The following is a 16,633-nucleotide window of genomic DNA, read 5'->3' on the forward strand; positions in this document are numbered from 1 at the left end:
ACCAGCGCAAGCTGGCAGGAGTCTGGATCCTTTTCGGGGTTGATCCAGCGGCGCAGAAGGGGCGAAGCAAGCTCCACTGCGTGTCGAATGAAGCCGCCTTCGGGCGGCTTTGCTTTTTCCGGGGAATCGACGATTGCCTCTCTACTACCATCCCAAACAAGGCGATGTACTTCTATGCGACTTCACGCGGGGCTTTGTGGCACCTGAAATGTTGAAGATCCGCAAAGTCGTCGTCATATCACCTACTGCCACACACAATCGAAAACTGTGCACAGTGGTCCCGATCTCCTCCACTGCCCCTGACATTCAGCACGATTGGCACCATTTATTGCGGGCCAACCCACTGCACACCGATGGCTATAAAGCGCTATGGGTGAAATGCGACATGATCTACACCGTCAGTTTCGAGCGACTGGATAAATTGCACAGAAAGACCAGGACCACAGGGCGAGAGTATTTCGTGCCGCGCCTGGGCACAGAGGATATGCGGGGCGTGATTGATGGCGTGAAAGCCTATCTCCCCCTCTGATACATCAATCAAAAAAAATGCCCCGAGAGTTCGGGGCATTTTTTAATCGTCCAAGCAACGGCTTGAGTCTGCCTGACTTACGAGCCAGTCGCGGGCTGAGTCGGGTCCTTCACCCCGCCATCGTCAAACAAGTTCAGCTTCTGCCGTAGCTCGTGAGCCGGCAACGGCTCCTGCCCGGGCGGCAGTGCATTCGGGTCCGCCGGCACTTCACCCGGCGCGCCCTCACCCTGGGTCGGTACCGGTGGCGTTGCGGGCGGGTCACCTTCAATCGCACGCTGGGCCTTTTTGGTCAGCACGACGATATCGATGCGTCGGTTGATCGGGTTGAACGGATCCTTGGGATCAAACAGCTGCGAGGAAGCAAACCCCACCACCCGCGCCACTTGCGGGTCCGGGTAGCTGCCGGCGACCAGTGCACGACGCGCGGCATTGGCCCGGTTGGCCGAGAGTTCCCAGTTGCCGAAATCGCCCTGGCCCGCATACGGCTTGGCATCGGTGTGGCCGCTGATGCTGATCTTGTTCGGCACCGCCTTGATGGTGTCGGCCATGGCCAGCAGGATGTCTTCAAAGTATGGCTTCAACCGCGCACTGCCCGAGTCGAACATCGGCCGGTTGGCCGCGTCCGTGATCTGAATGCGCAGGCCATCCGGGGTGATCTCGAAGGAAATCTGGTCCTTGAACTTCAGCAGTTGCGGGTTTTCCTCAACCTTGGTTTGCAGTTCCTGCAGCAACAGCTCCAGGCGCTCCTGCTCGACCTGCTCAGCCATGGCCTCGACGGTATCGCGCTCGATCGGAATTTTTTCCTGGGGCGAGTCGGTCTTGATTTCCGGGTTGATGGTGCGCTCGGGCGCCAGCTGCGGCGAACCACCGAGGTCGATCACAAAAGGCGTACCGCTCTCGGAAAACCCGATGGGGTCCTTGAAGTAACCGGCAATGGCGATCTTCTGTTCCGGCGTGGCGGTGGACATCAGCCACAGCACCAGGAAGAACGCCATCATCGCCGTCGCAAAGTCGGCGAAGGCGATTTTCCAGGCGCCGCCATGGTGCCCCGCAGCGAAGCGCTTGACGCGCTTGATGATGATCGGCTGGTTGTTTTCCATGGCTTAGCGACCGCGAACCGCTTGTTCCAGCTCAGCGAAGCTTGGACGGTGCTTCGGATACAGAACCTTGCGCCCGAACTCCACCGCCAGCGACGGCGGCATACCGGAAGCCGAAGCCACCAGGCAGGCCTTGATGGCTTCGTACAAATTCACTTCTTCCTTGGCGTCGTGGGCCAGGGAGGTGGCCAGCGGACCAAAGAAACCGTAGGCCGCGAGAATACCGAAGAAGGTACCTACCAGTGCCGCACCTACGTGCATGCCGATCGCCTTCTGGTCGCCTTCACCGAGGGAAGCCATGGTGACCACGATCCCGAGAACCGCAGCCACAATACCGAAACCGGGCATACCGTCGGCGATGCCGGTCACCGCGTGAGAAGGGTGTTCCAGCTCTTCCTTGAGGCTGAACAGTTCCATGTCGAACAGGCCTTCCAGCTCATGGGGTGCCATGTTGCCGGACGACATGATGCGCAGGTAATCGCAGATGTAGGCGGTCATGCGTTCGTCTTTGAGCACCGCCGGGTACTTGGCGAAAATCGGGCTCGCCGCAGCGTCCTCGATATCACCTTCAATAGCCATCATGCCTTCGCGACGGCTCTTGTTGAGGATCTCGTAGATCAGCCCCAGCACTTCCAGATAGAAGGTGTGGGAGAAGCGCGAGCTGAACATGCCCAGCGACTTCTTGATCACGTGCATGGTCATGTAGCCGGGGTTGGCTTGCAGGAATGCGCCGAACGCTGCACCGCCGATAATCAGCACTTCGAAGGGCTGGATCAGCGCTGCAATCTTGCCGTGGGACAAGACGTATCCGCCGAGCACGCTCGCGATGACGACGATGATGCCGATAATTTTAGCCATAGGGGATGGGTACTTGCGCCGTCGGGTTCAGGGTCATATTCGCAAGAGTTGAAAACTCTTGTTCTACTTATCGGCAAATCTGCGCCAGACTATAGCCCGTTATGGCGAAAAACCAGTTCGGCCCGTCCCGGGCGTGTTGACCGCAAGTGATGATCGCGCCCCAATCATGGCAAATGAAACGACAGTCCCAACTCAAAAACCGACCACACTGGCCGCCTGGATAAAGCGTCTGGACGACGTGCTATTGCCCGTTCCACAGGCGAGCCACGACCGGGTCTGCAAGGCCATCAGCGACAACCGCAGTTCGTTGCGGGATATTGCAGAGTTGATGCAGAACAGCCCGGCGTTGGTGCTCAGCGTGATGCGCGAGGCCAACGACCAGGCCCACGGCAGCCTCGCAGAGCCCGCGGAAAACCTCGAAGTGGCGATCAATCGCCTCGGCCTGAAGCGTACCGAGGAATTACTGGCGCGCCTGCCTTCAGTGCCACTGAATGAAATCCCCGTGGCCCTGCGCCAATTGCAGATGATCAGCCAGCACGCGTCGCAACAGGCCAGCGGGCTGTTCGCCAGCCGCCTGGCGCGGCTGTGGCAGGACATTCACTGGGGCAGCCTGCTGTTCCTCTCGCCGCTTTGGCCGATGGCGATTGCCTATCCCAAGCTGCTGGAAGAATGGGAACTGCGGGTGATTCACAAGGGCGAATCAGCGCATACGGTCGAGCAGGAAGTGTTCGGCGTGCGCCTGCTGGACCTGTGCCTGGGATTGACCGAGGCCTGGCGCCTGCCGATCTGGGTATCCCAGGGTTATACCTTGCTGCTGACAGAGCAGCGTTTGCTGGTCAAGGCACTGCGCATTGCCCGTGAAGACGAGCCCTTGCGCCAACAGCAGTTGCTGGATGCCGACCCGAACCTGCGCCGCTGGCTGAACCAGCCGGCCAATACCGTGTTGCTGGCCAACGGCCTGGCACTGGCGGCGCAGGAGTCCTGGACCTGCCCCCACACCCAGCGCTGGCAGTACCTGACGGCGCTTTACCTGCAACAACCGCTGGCCGAGGTGCAACAACAGTCTCACCAACACGCGGCGATCAGCGCCCGCAATACCCTGATGCGTGACCTGTGGCACCCGGCGTTGTCGCTGATCTGGCCCTGGGACGTACAACGGGTGCATCACGGCTTGCTGCCGGCACCACCGCCCACCGCCGAAGCCCTGGCGATCTGGCGCAAGCGTTGCACCGAATTGCTGGTGGAGCCCAGCCGCTTTGCCAACGCCATGCACCTGACCACCTGCGCCAAGGAGGCCCTGGTGGCCTGCGGCATGCAGCGGGTGATGTTGCTGATGGCGGACAAAACCCTGAGCACCTTGCGCGTGCATCAAGTTGACGGCCTGCCCAAGGACGCCGACCACCTGAGCCTCGACGCCACGCAAAGTACGCTGCTGCAACGCCTGCTGACCAAGTCTGCCCAGGTACGCCTCACGCCCGACAACCACGCCCAGTTCTCGGCATTGCTGCCACCGGAACTGCGCCGCCTGTTCAAGGGCGAACACCTGCTTCTGCGCTCCCTGAGTTGCAATGGCCGGGTGGTGATGCTGATGGTGGCCGACCAGGGCGGCGGGCCGTTCTCGGAAACCACCGTACAGGCCTTCGGTAAAACCGCTCAATGCATCGAAAAAGCCCTGCACAGCTTTACCAACCGCAGCGCCTGATGCTTGCGCTACAATCGCCCTCCTTTAGCGCCCAACTTTTATGCCCAGGAGACCTCACATGCCTGACTTCTCTGGCTTGCCGCTGGTCATCGAGGCCAGTGACCTGCTCGGTCGCCTCGATGCCGAACATCTGATTCTGGTGGACCTCACCAGCGCCGCGCGTTACGCCGAGGGGCATATCCCCGGTGCACGTTTCGTCGACCCCAAGCGCACCCAACTGGGGCAGGCGCCGGCACCGGGCCTGCTGCCGAACAAAGCCGATCTTGAAAAGCTGTTCGGCGAACTGGGCCACACCCCGGACGCCACCTACGTAGTGTACGACGACGAAGGCGGTGGCTGGGCCGGTCGATTCATCTGGATGCTTGATGTGATCGGCCACAAGAAATACCACTACCTCGACGGCGGCCTGCTGGCGTGGCTGGAAGAACAACACCCCGTGTCCACCGAGATCCCGGCCAGCGCCGGCGGCCCGGTCAGCCTGACGCTGCATGAAGAACCCACCGCGACCCGCGAGTACCTGCAAAGCCGCCTCGGCGCTGCCGACCTGGGTATCTGGGACGCCCGCGGCCCGCTGGAATACTCCGGGGAGAAAGTCCTCGCGGCCAAGGGTGGACACATCCCGGGCGCTGTGAACTTCGAATGGACTGCCGGCATGGACAAGGCACGCCAACTGCGTATTCGCCGCGACATGCCGAAGATCCTCGAAGACCTGGGGCTGACCCGCGACAAAGAAATCATCACCCACTGCCAGACTCACCACCGTTCTGGCTTCACCTACCTGGTGGCCAAGGCGCTCGGTTATCCGCGAGTCAAAGGTTATGCCGGTTCCTGGGGCGAATGGGGCAACCACCCCGACACCCCCGTCGAGATTTAAGGTTTAAGGACAGTTAATGAAAAAGCAGTTGTTCATCCTCAGCCAGTACTTGCTGCCCCACCACCTGCTGTCGCGGTTGGCCGGCTGCATTGCCGAATGCCGCGTGCGCTGGTTCAAGAACGCCTTCACCACCTGGTTCGCCAAGCGTTATCAAGTGGACATGTCCCAGGCCCTGGTTGAAGACGTGACGGCTTACGAGCACTTCAACGCCTTCTTCACCCGCGCCCTGAAAGATGGGGCCCGGCCGCTGGACCAAACCCCGGGTGCAGTGTTGAGCCCGGCCGATGGCGCCGTCAGCCAGTTGGGCCCGATTGAGCACGGCCGGGTGTTCCAGGCCAAGGGTCACAGCTTCAGCGTACTGGAATTGCTCGGCGGTGACTCGGCGGTGGCTGCGCCGTTCATGGGCGGTGATTTCGCCACCATCTACCTGTCGCCAAAGGACTACCACCGGGTGCACATGCCACTGGCCGGTACCCTGCGGGAAATGGTCTACATCCCGGGCCGCATCTTCTCGGTAAACCAGACCACAGCCGAAAACGTGCCGGAGTTGTTTGCACGTAACGAACGTGTTGCCTGCATTTTCGATACTGAACGCGGCCCGATGGCCGTGGTACTGGTGGGCGCGATGATCGTGGCGTCGATCGAGACGGTCTGGGCTGGCCTGGTAACGCCGCCGAAGCGCGAGCTGAAAACCTTCCGCTACGACGAAGCCGCCCGTGGCCCGATCCACCTGGAAAAAGGTGCGGAACTGGGGCGCTTCAAGCTGGGTTCGACGGCGATCGTGCTGTTTGGGCCGGACCAGGTGAAATGGTCGGAAGAACTGCTGGCGGGCACGCCGGTGCAGATGGGCCAGGGCATGGGATTACCGAAAGCCTGACGACGACCTCTGTAGGAGCCGGCTTGCCGGCGATGCGATCTTGAGGACGCCATCGCCGGCAAGCCGGCTCCTACAAAGTGTGTGTGTACTAGAGCTGACCGTCGCGGTCGCGGAAGCCCAACAGGTACAACACCCCATCCAGCCCCAGGGTCGAAATCGCCTGCTTGGCCGATTGCTTGACCAGAGGCTTGGCGCGAAACGCCACACCCAACCCGGCAATCGCCAGCATCGGCAAGTCATTCGCCCCGTCGCCGACCGCAATGGTCTGCTCCAGACGCAACCCTTCCTTGTGTGCCAATTCCCGCAGCAAATCAGCTTTACGCTGCGCATCGACAATCGGCTCAACGGCGACGCCCGTCACCTTGCCGTCTACCACTTCCAGCTCATTGGCGAACACATAGTCGATACCCAGCTTGGCCTGCAATTGCTTGGCGAAGTAGGTGAAACCACCCGACAGAATCGCGGTTTTGTAGCCCAGGCGCTTGAGTTCAGCGAACAGGGTTTCGGCGCCTTCAGTCAGGCGCAGCGAGGCGCCGATGGAGTCCAGCACGCTCACATCCAGGCCTTTGAGCAAGGCCAGGCGCTCCTTGAAGCTCGCCCGGAAATCCAGCTCGCCCGCCATGGCCCGCTCGGTGATTTCCGAGACTTGCTCACCCACGCCGGCAGCCTTGGCCAATTCGTCGATGACTTCGGCCTCGATCAGCGTCGAGTCCATGTCGAACACCGCCAGGCGGCGATTACGGCGGAACAGCGAATCTTCCTGGAAGGCGATATCGACGTTCAGCTCCTGGGCAACGCTCAGGAATTCGGCGCGCAACGCCTGGGGATCTGCCGGCTCACCGCGCACGGAGAACTCGATGCAGCCCTTGCCCTTGTCCGCGGGGGTGTCCAGCGGCATACGACCCGACAGACGGTCAATATGGTCGATATTCAAACCGTACTGGGCGGTAATCGAACTGACACGCTGCAATTGTTCCGCCGTCACCTTGCGGGTCAACAGCGTCACGATGTGGCGTTTTTTGCCCTGGCCGGCGACCCAGCTCTGGTAATCCTCTTCGGACACCGGGGTGAAACGCACCTGCTGATCCAGCTTATACGCCGTAAACAGGATGTCCTTGAGCACGGACGAGGCTTGCTCGGTGCTTGGAATTTCCACCAGGATGCCGAACGACAGCGTGTCGTGAATCACCGCCTGGCCGATGTCGAGAATGTTCACACCACCCTGGGCCAGAACACCGGTAATGGCTGCGGTAAGGCCCGGACGGTCCTCACCGGTGATGTTAATCAGGACAATTTCGCGCAAAGCGCACCCCCGAGCTGGAAAAAAACCGCATTCTACCCACTTTCAGTGACCATCGGGCACAGCCAGCGCTTTGCCGGTCTTGGGCCTGTCGCTATACTGCGCGTCAACTTCACGGACTAAAGAGCCGAGCTTAAGTGAACCGGCCCACGCCAGTAAAAACCGATAACTTCTTCCTGCTGATCTTCCGGGCACTGCGCCACCGCCGTGTACCGATCGCATTACGCATCGCCAGCCATAACGTGATCCTGGTCGCTCTGGCCCTGGTCATCTACGCCTGCGTGATGGGTTTGCAGTTCAAACAGGCCATGCACGAGCAAGCCGACGCCCTGGGCGAGAGCCTGACCACCCAGACCGCCACCTCGGCGACTGAGTTGTTGGTGTCCAACGACATCCTCAGCCTCAACGTGCTGCTCAACAACCTGACCAAGAACCCGCTGGTGGCCCACGCCGCTATCTATAGCGTGGACAACCGGATCATGGCCGAAGCCGGGCAACGCCCGAAAAACGGCCTGCTGGGTGAAGCCGAGGGTCTGTACCAGAGCAATATCACGTTCCAGGACGTGAAAGCCGGCCAACTGCGCATCAGCCTGGACATGCAACAGTTCCAGCAGCCGATGACCATCAGCCTGCAAAGCATGGGCATCCTGAGTGCGATCCTGCTGGCGCTTTCGCTGGCCTTGAGCCTGCGCCTGGGTCGGCATATCTCCACGCCACTGATGCAACTGCGCATCTGGCTGCGGGATATCGACGAACACACCCCGGCCACCGACCGCCAGGATGAAATCGGCGACCTCGCCCGCCAGTTGCACACCAGCTTTGCTCCGGAGCCCGTGGTGCCCGAGGTTGAACCCGAGCCCGAGTTCGACGACACCGAGTACGAAGACGACGAACCCGAGTTTGAAGTGCGCAACCTGCGCGACCCGAGCTTCGATGAGTCTGCGCCGGTGGCAGGCCTCAAGCCGGCCACCCGGCAGGTGATCAAGGCAGAAGAAGACGAACTGGACGAAGAAGACCCGTTCGCCGACCTTCGCGACAACTCCGCGCCAACTGCTACCGCTGCGCCGCAGCCGGCTCCAGTGCGAAATACCCAGCCCCAGCACAGCGCTGTATTGGCTGTGCAGCTGGGCGCACAGGATCAGTTGCGCCGCTTGCCGCGCGCACGCCTGACCGAGTTGCTGGAACGTTATCGTGATTGCCTCGACCAGGCGGCCTCGCTGTATCAGAGCGAACTGCACACCCTGAACGATGGCAGCACGTTGATGCTGTTCCACAGCGAAGACAGCGGCGAAGACTACCTGACCAACGCCATCTGCTGCGGTGAGTTGCTGCGGGCCCTCGGCCATGCGCTGCAAATCGAAGTGGCTGACAGCGGCATCACGCTGCAACTGCAACTGGGCCTGACGGTGGGCGACGATCTGTATGGCATGAGCCAGATTGATCTGCTGCTGACCGAGATTGCCCAGGACGCCCTCGCCTTGTCGCAACACAGCCGCAACCTGCTGCTGGTGGAACGCAAGATCAGTGACGACGTGCTGATTCGCCAACGTGCGCGGATCCGCCCGATTGCCAGCCCTGAAGGTGCGTGCTGTGTAGAGCGGTTGATGGAGCCTTACCCGTCGATGCTGGAGCGCCAACTCGCGCGGATGCATGAGACGCGGGCAAAGAACTAAAGAACAACGCTCCCACATTTGATCTAGGCAACGACTCACATCCCGCACAAACAAAAGGCCCGCTCATCAGCGGGCCTTTTTTGTGGGGCTGTATTCAGGTCAGAACCTGAACACTTCCATGTCGGTACGAATCGGCACGGCCATCGGCATCTTCGGCTTCTCCGGTGCGGCCGGCTTGGCAGCGGCCGGAGCCTGTTTACGTGGAGCCTCAGCAACCGCCGGCTGATTGGCCAATGGCTTGAGCGCCACGGACAACTGCTGTGCCAGGTTCTGCAACAGCACGCCCTGGGCCTGAACCTGGGACGCCGTGGTACCGGAGTGTTGTTCCTGCAAATGCACGATGCGGTTATCCCGCACCTGGCCGCGACGGTCGATCAGGCGCCACTGGGCATCCAGGATCGCCGGCTGGGAAACACCGGAGTCCAGCCGCGTGATGGTCAGCAACACCTGCACGTCCGGGGTGAAACCCGTCGGTGCCGGCGCCAGTACCACACGCTGGCTGTCCAGATGGCCAGCCACCTGGCGCAACATCAACTGATTGATGTCGGACGACAGGCTACCGGCCCAGCGACCATCGGTGGAACCTTGCAGGCTGCCGTCGTTCTGACGTTGCAGCAGGGTTTCGCGTTGCAGGTAGTCGGCCACCACCACCGGGCCAAGCAATACGGCCATGCCGGCACTTTGTGCAGGCTGAGCCGGACTTCCACTGTCCAGCTGATACAGCGACACAGGTTGATGTGTGCTGCAACCCGCCAGGCCCAAAAGGCCAGCGAGCAACAAAAATAAAGGAAGGCGCGGAGCAGTCATCATCCCATCCAGGTGGCTGCCACAAGGCGAACCACAATGTAATACTCAAAAATAACCTGTACGCGCTCAGCCACGCCGGCGCTGGAAAGGCCATATCATCCGTGAATATGCGCCGTGACTCCAGCGCGAAAGCGTCGATCTACGGGTTAAATCGTAGATCGGGCGCTCTATATCGCGTTAAACGGGCGTTTCCACCAGTAATGCGTCCACTCGCTGGAAGCCGCGCGGCAGTTTGTTGCCGCGACGACCCCGCTCACCCTTGTAGTGCTCGAGGTCGTCAGGGCGCAGCGACAACGTGCGCTTGCCGGCCTGCAGCACCAGGGTCGAGCCTTCCGGGATCACTGCGATGTCGGTCACGTACTCTTCGCGACTGGCCACCCGCTCCCCGGGAATACCAATAATCTTGTTGCCCTTGCCTTTGCCCAACTGCGGCAAGTCACTGATCTTGAACACCAACAGACGACCTTCAGTGGTCACCGATGCAAGCCAATTGCCTTCACGGTCTTCCACCGTACGCGGCAGGATCACCTTGGCGTTGTTCGGCAGGCTCAGCAACGCCTTGCCCGCCTTGTTCTTGGCCTGCAGGTCTTCACCCTTGACCACGAACCCGTAGCCGGCATCGGAGGCGATGACGTACAGCGAATCATCGTCCGGCAGCAGCACGCATTCAAAATTCGCCCCCGGTGGCGGTGTCAGGCGCCCGGTCAACGGTTCGCCCTGCCCCCGTGCCGACGGCAAGGTGTGCGCCGGTACCGAATAGCTGCGACCGGTGGAGTCGATAAACACTGCAAACTGGTTGGAGCGCCCGGCCGCGGAGGTTTTAAAACCATCGCCGGCCTTGTACGACAAGCCAGTGGCGTCAATATCATGCCCTTTGGCTGAGCGAACCCAACCCTTTTCCGACAGAACGACGGTAATTTTCTCGTTGGGCAGCAGCTCGGTTTCGGTCAGGGCCTTGGCTTCGGCGCGCTCGACAATCGGCGAACGGCGGTCGTCGCCATAGGTTTCGGCGTCCTTGATCAGTTCGGTGCGTACCAGCTTCTTCAGCTTGGCCTCGCTGCCCAGCAGGGCCTGGAGCTTGGCTTGCTCTTTCAGCAGCGCGTCCTGTTCGTCGCGCAGCTTCATTTCTTCCAGTCGCGCCAACTGACGCAGACGGGTGTCGAGGATGTAGTCAGCCTGGATTTCGCTGAGCTCAAAGCGCGCGATAAGCTCGGCCTTCGGGTGCTCGGCGGTACGGATGATATGGATCACTTCATCCAGATTGAGGTAGGCAATCAGCAAACCGTCCAACAGGTGCAGGCGGCGCTCGACCTTGTCCAGGCGAAATTGCAGGCGGCGGCGCACGGTCTGCACCCGGAACTCCAGCCATTCCACCAGCAATGCGCGCAGGTTCTTCAACTGCGGCTTGCCGTCCAGGCCAATGATGTTGATGTTGACCCGATAGCTGGATTCCAGCTCGGTGCTGGCGAACAAGTGCTGCATCAGCACTTCATGGTCGACCCGGCTGTTGGTCGGGATGATCACGATGCGGCATGGGTTCTCGTGGTCAGACTCGTCACGCAGGTCGGCCACTTGCGGCAGCTTCGACGGCTTGGCCTGCATCAGCGCGGCAATCTGCTCCAGCACCTTGGCACCGGACACCTGGTGCGGCAGCGCGGTGACGATGATGTCGCCGTCTTCGATGTGGTACACGGCGCGCATGCGCACCGAGCCTTTACCGGTCTGGTAGATTTTCAGCAGGTCGGCACGAGGCGTGATGATTTCCGCCTCGGTCGGGTAATCCGGGCCCTGGATATGCTCGCACAACTGCTCGACCGTCGCCTTCGGCTCGTCCAGCAAACGTACGCACGCAGTGGCCACTTCCCGCAGGTTGTGAGGCGGTACGTCAGTGGCCATGCCCACGGCGATGCCGGTGGTGCCATTGAGCAGGATGTTCGGCAAACGTGCCGGCAACACCAGCGGTTCGTCGAGGGTGCCGTCGAAGTTCGGCCCCCAGTTAGCCGTGCCCTGGCCCAGCTCACTGAGCAGTACTTCCGAATACCGCGACAGGCGCGCTTCGGTGTAACGCATGGCGGCGAAGGACTTGGGATCATCCGGCGCACCCCAGTTACCCTGGCCGTCCACCAGCGTGTAGCGGTAGCTGAACGGCTGGGCCATCAGCACCATGGCTTCGTAGCACGCCGAGTCGCCATGGGGGTGGAACTTGCCGAGCACGTCACCGACGGTACGTGCCGACTTCTTGTGCTTGGAGTCAGCGTCCAGGCCCAACTCACTCATCGCATAGATAATGCGCCGCTGTACGGGTTTCAGGCCGTCGCCGATATGCGGCAAGGCACGGTCCATGATCACGTACATGGAGTAGTTGAGGTAGGCATTTTCGGTGAAGTCAGCCAGCGACCGGCGTTCAACGCCGTCTAAGCTGTCTGCAAGGATGTCACTCATGCGGGCCTCATCATTGTTTGGTCTGGCGCAGCAGCAAGGTGCCGCTGCGCTGGGTAAATTCAAGTTGTTTCAATGCACTCATGCCCAGCAATACCTGGTCATCGCCCAGCCCCGGTACCACCAGGGCACGCACGTCCTGCAGGACGATATCGCCCAGTTGCAGGCGGCCCAGTTCGGTCCGAAAACCCTGGGTTCGCCCGTTGGCAGTGCTCACGCCAACCGGCATGCCGCGCTTAAGCCCGAGGCGGTCAGCCAATTCGGCCGGAACCGCCACGTCGGTGGCCCCGGTGTCGAGCATGAACTCCACCGGCTGACCGTTGATCTGGCCAGTGGCTACAAAATGCCCTTGGCCGTTGCCCAGCAGTTTTACTTCGATATAACCCTCGTGTTGCTCCGAGGTCACCACGGCATTGGGGTTTTCCTGATGCTTTTCCCACTGCCCAAAAAACCGTGTCGCCAAAAACAATCCGGCGCCCCAGGCCACGAACATCAACACACGCCCGGCGCGCTTGCCGGGTGCCTGGCTGCTCATGGCTTGGCACTCCAGCCGCCCGCGGGGGCGGCGAAACGATAGACTATCGGCCGTTTTTCGCCATCGGCGCGGGCGCCGAAGTTATTGTCCAGGCCGATCCACGCGCCATCGGCCTCCATCACCAACGCTTCCGCCAGGCCGTAGGGCTGGTTGTATTGGCGTTGCGGCGCGAGCATTTCATCGGCGTAGGACCAGCATTGTTCGACCTTCGCCGTCACGGGGTCACGACGGCACAACTGAAACTGGCTGCTTTCGAGGGTAAACAGCTTGCCTTCGAACAGCGCGACGTCAGAGAAATTGCGCGAAACCGCCTTGGCCTTGGGCATCTGGGCCGGCTGCATCTCGGTGCCCGCCTCGCTCAACAACACACAGGGACCGTCGCAATCCCAGAGGGTTTGCGGGCGCTTGATGGAAATCAACCCACGCCGCTCGCGCTCGGCGGCCAGCCAGATCTGATTGCCCTCGGGGTTCACCGCCAAACCTTCAAACAACGCATTGAAATGCAGCAGCAGGCCACTGGCCCGGGCTTCACGAACCATGCCCGGGGCGATCTTCAACCACTCGGGCTCACCCGTCACCGGCACCTGCAGCACCGCCGCGTGGGCTTCACTGACGATGTAGCGGTTGCCCGCCGCGTCGCAGCTGATGCCTTCAAAATCCAGGTCACCACCCCGAATCAACGAAGCCGCCTTGGTGCGCGAACGCAAACCAAAGGGCAGCCCGGACTCCGGTACCGGCGGCACATCGATCTTCACCGTTTCGGCCTGCCAGGTATCGGCACTGATATCGAGCCGGTAGATCTGGTCGTCGTCGCGATCGGAAACCGTCCACAACTCTTTGCCACACAGGGCCAGGCCCGACAGGTTGCCGCCACGCATGCCGTCAACCGGGTGTTCAGAGATCAATTTGAGTTCAGCCGCAGGCGCCGCGACCACCGAGGTGGCCGCCAACCCGCTCAACAACAGAATCGCCAGGGCGAAACCGCTGCGCATCAGCCCAGAACCTCGGCCAGGTTGCCCTTGGACTCCAGCCAGTTCTTGCGGTCCGGCGCACGCTTCTTCGCCAGCAACATGTCCATCATTTCCGACGTGGCGGCGAAATCTTCCAGGGTCAACTGCACCAGGCGCCGGGTGTTCGGGTCCATGGTGGTTTCCCGCAGCTGCGGCGGATTCATCTCACCCAGGCCTTTGAATCGGGTGACCTGAGGCTTGCCGCGTTTCTTCTCGGCCACCAGGCGGTCGAGAATGCCATCGCGCTCGGCTTCGTCCAGGGCGTAGAAAATCTCTTTGCCGAGGTCGATACGGTACAGCGGCGGCATGGCGACGTAGACGTGACCGGCATCCACCAACGGGCGGAAGTGCTGGACGAACAGTGCGCAAAGCAAGGTCGCAATGTGCAAGCCGTCGGAGTCGGCGTCGGCGAGGATGCAGATCTTGCCGTAGCGCAGCTGGCTCATGTCGGCCGCGCCCGGGTCGACACCGATGGCCACGGCAATGTTGTGCACTTCCTGGCTCGCCAGCACTTCGCTGCCGTCGACTTCCCAGGTGTTGAGGATCTTGCCGCGCAGCGGCAGGATCGCCTGGAACTCCTTGTCCCGCGCTTGCTTGGCGGAACCGCCGGCGGAATCACCTTCCACCAGGAACAGCTCGGAACGCATCGGGTCTTGCCCGGCGCAGTCCGCCAGCTTGCCCGGCAGCGCCGGGCCCTGGGTGATGCGCTTGCGCTCGACTTTCTTGCTGGCCTTCAGGCGGCGGCCGGCGTTGTTGATTGCCAGTTCTGCCAGGGCCAGGCCCAATTCAGGGTGCTCGTTGAGCCACAGGCTGAAGGCATCCTTGACCACACCGGAGACAAACGCAGCGGCCTCACGGGACGACAGGCGTTCCTTGGTCTGGCCGGAGAATTGCGGCTCCTGCATCTTCATCGACAGGACGAAAGCAATGCGTTCCCAGACGTCTTCCGGCGCCAGCTTCACGCCGCGCGGCAGCAGGCTGCGGTATTCGCAGAACTCGCGCATGGCATCCAGCAAGCCCTGGCGCAAACCGTTGACGTGGGTACCGCCCTGGGCAGTCGGGATCAGGTTGACGTAGCTTTCCTGAACGCTGTCGCCGCCTTCCGGCAACCACAGCAAGGCCCAGTCCACGGCTTCTTTATTACCGGCCAGGCTGCCGCAGAACGGCTCGTTGGGCAGACGCTCGAATTCGCTGACGGAGTCTTCCAGGTAGGAGCGCAGGCCGTCTTCGTAGTGCCACTCGACCTTCTCGCCGGTGCCTTTGTCTTCAAAACTGACCAGCAGGCCCGGGCACAGCACAGCCTTGGCCTTGAGCACGTGCTTGAGGCGGCTGATGGAGAATTTGGGTGAATCGAAATATTTCGGGTCCGGCGCGAAATACACGCTGGTACCGGTGTTGCGCTTGCCGACGGTGCCGATCACTTCCAGGTCGGTGGCCTTGTAGCCATCGGCGAAGGTCATCTGGTACTCGTTGCCGTCACGCTTGACCTTGACCCGCACGTGGTTCGACAAGGCGTTGACCACGGAAATACCCACACCGTGCAAGCCACCGGAGAACTGGTAGTTCTTGTTGGAGAACTTGCCGCCGGCGTGCAGCTTGGTGAGGATCAGCTCGACGCCCGACACACCCTCTTCCGGGTGAATGTCCACCGGCATGCCGCGACCGTCGTCGGACACTTCCAGGGAATGGTCGGCGTGAAGGATGACTTGTACCGACTTGGCGTGCCCGGCCAAGGCTTCGTCGACGCTGTTGTCGATGACTTCCTGGGCAAGGTGGTTCGGCCGACTGGTGTCGGTGTACATGCCGGGGCGTTTGCGCACCGGGTCGAGGCCCGAGAGGACTTCGATGGCGTCGGCGTTATAAGAGCTAGCGCTGGGAGTGGCCATGGGGTCTCGTCGTGAGTCGTTCGATTAAAAAGTAACCTGCGGTTTCACAATGCTGCGAAATCGAAGGATTGGTACTGATCTGCGCCAATGCCGGCAAAACTCAACAGCGCCGGTAACTGTTGGGCGAACCCCTGGTAACCATGGTCGCCACCGGCCTGGATACGCAAGGCACAGGCCCGGTAATACTGCTGGGCGAGCCGATAATCCAGTGTTTCGTCACCGGTCTGCAACCACACCTGATAACGCTGGGCGTCCTGGGGCGCCGGCACTTCCAGCTCGGCCAGGGCCGCGACGTGGTCGTGGGTCAATTCCCAGGTCTCATCGGTGTAGAGGTTCTTCTGGGTGCCCAGGTAACCGTCGAACATCCGATGAGGGCTGACCGCCGGATTGACCAGCAAGGCGTTGAGGCCATGGCGTTCGGCAAGATGGGTTGCATAGTAGCCGCCGAGTGAGCTGCCTACCAGCAGTGGCCTTCCGAGGTCACGGATCGCCGCCTCCAACTGGGGGATCGCCTGCCGGGGATGGTGATGCAGGGCCGGCACGCGCAGTTGGTCGGCCAGACCGAGGCTGTCCATCACGGTGATCAGTTGGCTGGCCTTGTTGGAGGCGGGCGCGCTGTTGAAACCGTGGATATACAAGATCGATGCGGACATTCCGGGTCCTCTGGGGGCGGCTTAAAGAGGGGCAGTTTACAGGGAACTGGGGGGCTAGGCTCTAGCCGGGTTTCTGTGTGTATATCCGTTGCTTCGGTAACGGCGGCTTAGGGTTCCGCTCTTACAGCGGGCCACTTTTGAAAAGCGTGTACGGACCGGACACATGGTGGACACATGTACGGGGACATGGTTGACACATTATGAACCGTAATCAGGCTGCTTCACGTCGATCGTTCGCAAAAAGTGATGGCAGAAATAGACATCAAACAGCCCGTCACTTTCAGTGTTCGGACGTAGTGCAACGTGATGTCCAGCCAGGCCTTTGGCGATCCTGAAGTAGCGCTTCTGAAACTTAAATCGACTGTGATAAACCTTGGCCTTTAAATCGTCCGG

At 61.2% G+C, this 16,633-nt stretch carries 14 protein-coding genes and 1 pseudogene; 5 read left to right on the plus strand and 10 right to left on the minus strand.

All coding sequences use genetic code 11. The features are described from left to right. The first annotated feature begins 133 nt into the window (after positions 1-133). Positions 134-529, plus strand: a complete 396-nt coding sequence (locus P3C29_RS16695) for a type II toxin-antitoxin system PemK/MazF family toxin (RefSeq protein WP_201126011.1) — start codon at positions 134-136, stop codon at positions 527-529. A gap of 77 nt (positions 530-606) precedes the next feature. Here the strand turns inward: P3C29_RS16695 and motB are convergent, their stop codons facing one another. Together motB and motA are read right to left on the minus strand one after the other, a co-directional pair. Then, positions 607-1,629: a flagellar motor protein MotB gene (gene motB / locus P3C29_RS16700; RefSeq protein ID WP_010173776.1), complete on the minus strand. Its 1,023-nt coding sequence runs from the start codon at positions 1,627-1,629 to the stop codon at positions 607-609. 3 nt (positions 1,630-1,632) lie between these two features. Continuing rightward, positions 1,633-2,484, minus strand: a complete 852-nt coding sequence (gene motA / locus P3C29_RS16705) for a flagellar motor stator protein MotA (RefSeq protein ID WP_003217532.1) — start codon at positions 2,482-2,484, stop codon at positions 1,633-1,635. Between the two features lie 166 nt (positions 2,485-2,650). On the opposite strand from motA, the gene P3C29_RS16710 reads away from it, so the two are divergent. From P3C29_RS16710 to asd, 3 genes are read left to right on the plus strand one after another with little or no spacing between them, the layout of a single operon-like run. After that, on the plus strand, positions 2,651-4,186 hold the full coding sequence (locus P3C29_RS16710) for an HDOD domain-containing protein (protein WP_010173774.1): 1,536 nt from the start codon (positions 2,651-2,653) through the stop codon (positions 4,184-4,186). 58 nt (positions 4,187-4,244) lie between these two features. After that, the gene (locus P3C29_RS16715; protein WP_275964942.1) at positions 4,245-5,060 is read left to right on the plus strand and encodes a rhodanese-like domain-containing protein; all 816 of its coding nucleotides are present in this window, start codon (positions 4,245-4,247) and stop codon (positions 5,058-5,060) included. 16 nt (positions 5,061-5,076) lie between these two features. After that, positions 5,077-5,937, plus strand: a complete 861-nt coding sequence (asd, locus tag P3C29_RS16720; protein WP_010173770.1) for an archaetidylserine decarboxylase — start codon at positions 5,077-5,079, stop codon at positions 5,935-5,937. Between the two features lie 88 nt (positions 5,938-6,025). On the opposite strand, the gene serB is transcribed toward asd, so the two are convergent. Further along, positions 6,026-7,240, minus strand: a complete 1,215-nt coding sequence (serB, locus tag P3C29_RS16725; RefSeq protein WP_003217536.1) for a phosphoserine phosphatase SerB — start codon at positions 7,238-7,240, stop codon at positions 6,026-6,028. Between the two features lie 134 nt (positions 7,241-7,374). On the opposite strand from serB, the gene P3C29_RS16730 reads away from it, so the two are divergent. Next, positions 7,375-8,910 carry an AhpA/YtjB family protein gene (locus P3C29_RS16730; RefSeq protein WP_010173767.1) on the plus strand — a complete coding sequence of 512 codons (1,536 nt, stop codon included), beginning with the start codon at positions 7,375-7,377 and terminating at the stop codon, positions 8,908-8,910. 99 nt (positions 8,911-9,009) lie between these two features. Here P3C29_RS16730 and P3C29_RS16735 read toward each other — a convergent pair whose 3' ends face one another. The 7 genes and pseudogenes from P3C29_RS16735 to P3C29_RS16765 form a co-directional block, all read right to left on the minus strand. After that, positions 9,010-9,717, minus strand: a complete 708-nt coding sequence (locus P3C29_RS16735) for an ABC-type transport auxiliary lipoprotein family protein (protein WP_029616037.1) — start codon at positions 9,715-9,717, stop codon at positions 9,010-9,012. A 177-nt stretch (positions 9,718-9,894) separates the two neighbouring features. Further along, a complete protein-coding gene (gene parC, locus P3C29_RS16740; RefSeq protein ID WP_169386512.1) occupies positions 9,895-12,159 on the minus strand; it encodes a DNA topoisomerase IV subunit A in 2,265 nt (754 codons plus the stop codon). Positions 12,160-12,169: 10 nt separating this feature from the next. Then, positions 12,170-12,691 carry a TIGR02281 family clan AA aspartic protease gene (locus tag P3C29_RS16745; protein WP_201126009.1) on the minus strand — a complete coding sequence of 174 codons (522 nt, stop codon included), beginning with the start codon at positions 12,689-12,691 and terminating at the stop codon, positions 12,170-12,172. Further along, positions 12,688-13,683: an esterase-like activity of phytase family protein gene (locus P3C29_RS16750; RefSeq protein WP_275964943.1), complete on the minus strand. Its 996-nt coding sequence runs from the start codon at positions 13,681-13,683 to the stop codon at positions 12,688-12,690. Before P3C29_RS16750 ends, P3C29_RS16745 begins: the two co-directional genes overlap by 4 nt. Beyond that, the gene (gene parE, locus P3C29_RS16755; RefSeq protein ID WP_003209518.1) at positions 13,683-15,587 is read right to left on the minus strand and encodes a DNA topoisomerase IV subunit B; all 1,905 of its coding nucleotides are present in this window, start codon (positions 15,585-15,587) and stop codon (positions 13,683-13,685) included. Before parE ends, P3C29_RS16750 begins: the two co-directional genes overlap by 1 nt. A 44-nt stretch (positions 15,588-15,631) precedes the next feature. Beyond that, entirely contained in the window at positions 15,632-16,240 is a 609-nt protein-coding gene (locus P3C29_RS16760; protein ID WP_010173754.1) for a YqiA/YcfP family alpha/beta fold hydrolase, read from the minus strand. Positions 16,241-16,438: 198 nt separating this feature from the next. Next, positions 16,439-16,633 (minus strand): annotated as a pseudogene (locus tag P3C29_RS16765) (IS481 family transposase); the annotation flags it as partial.

Source organism: Pseudomonas sp. 1912-s (assembly GCF_029269205.1).
GTDB lineage: Bacteria > Pseudomonadota > Gammaproteobacteria > Pseudomonadales > Pseudomonadaceae > Aquipseudomonas.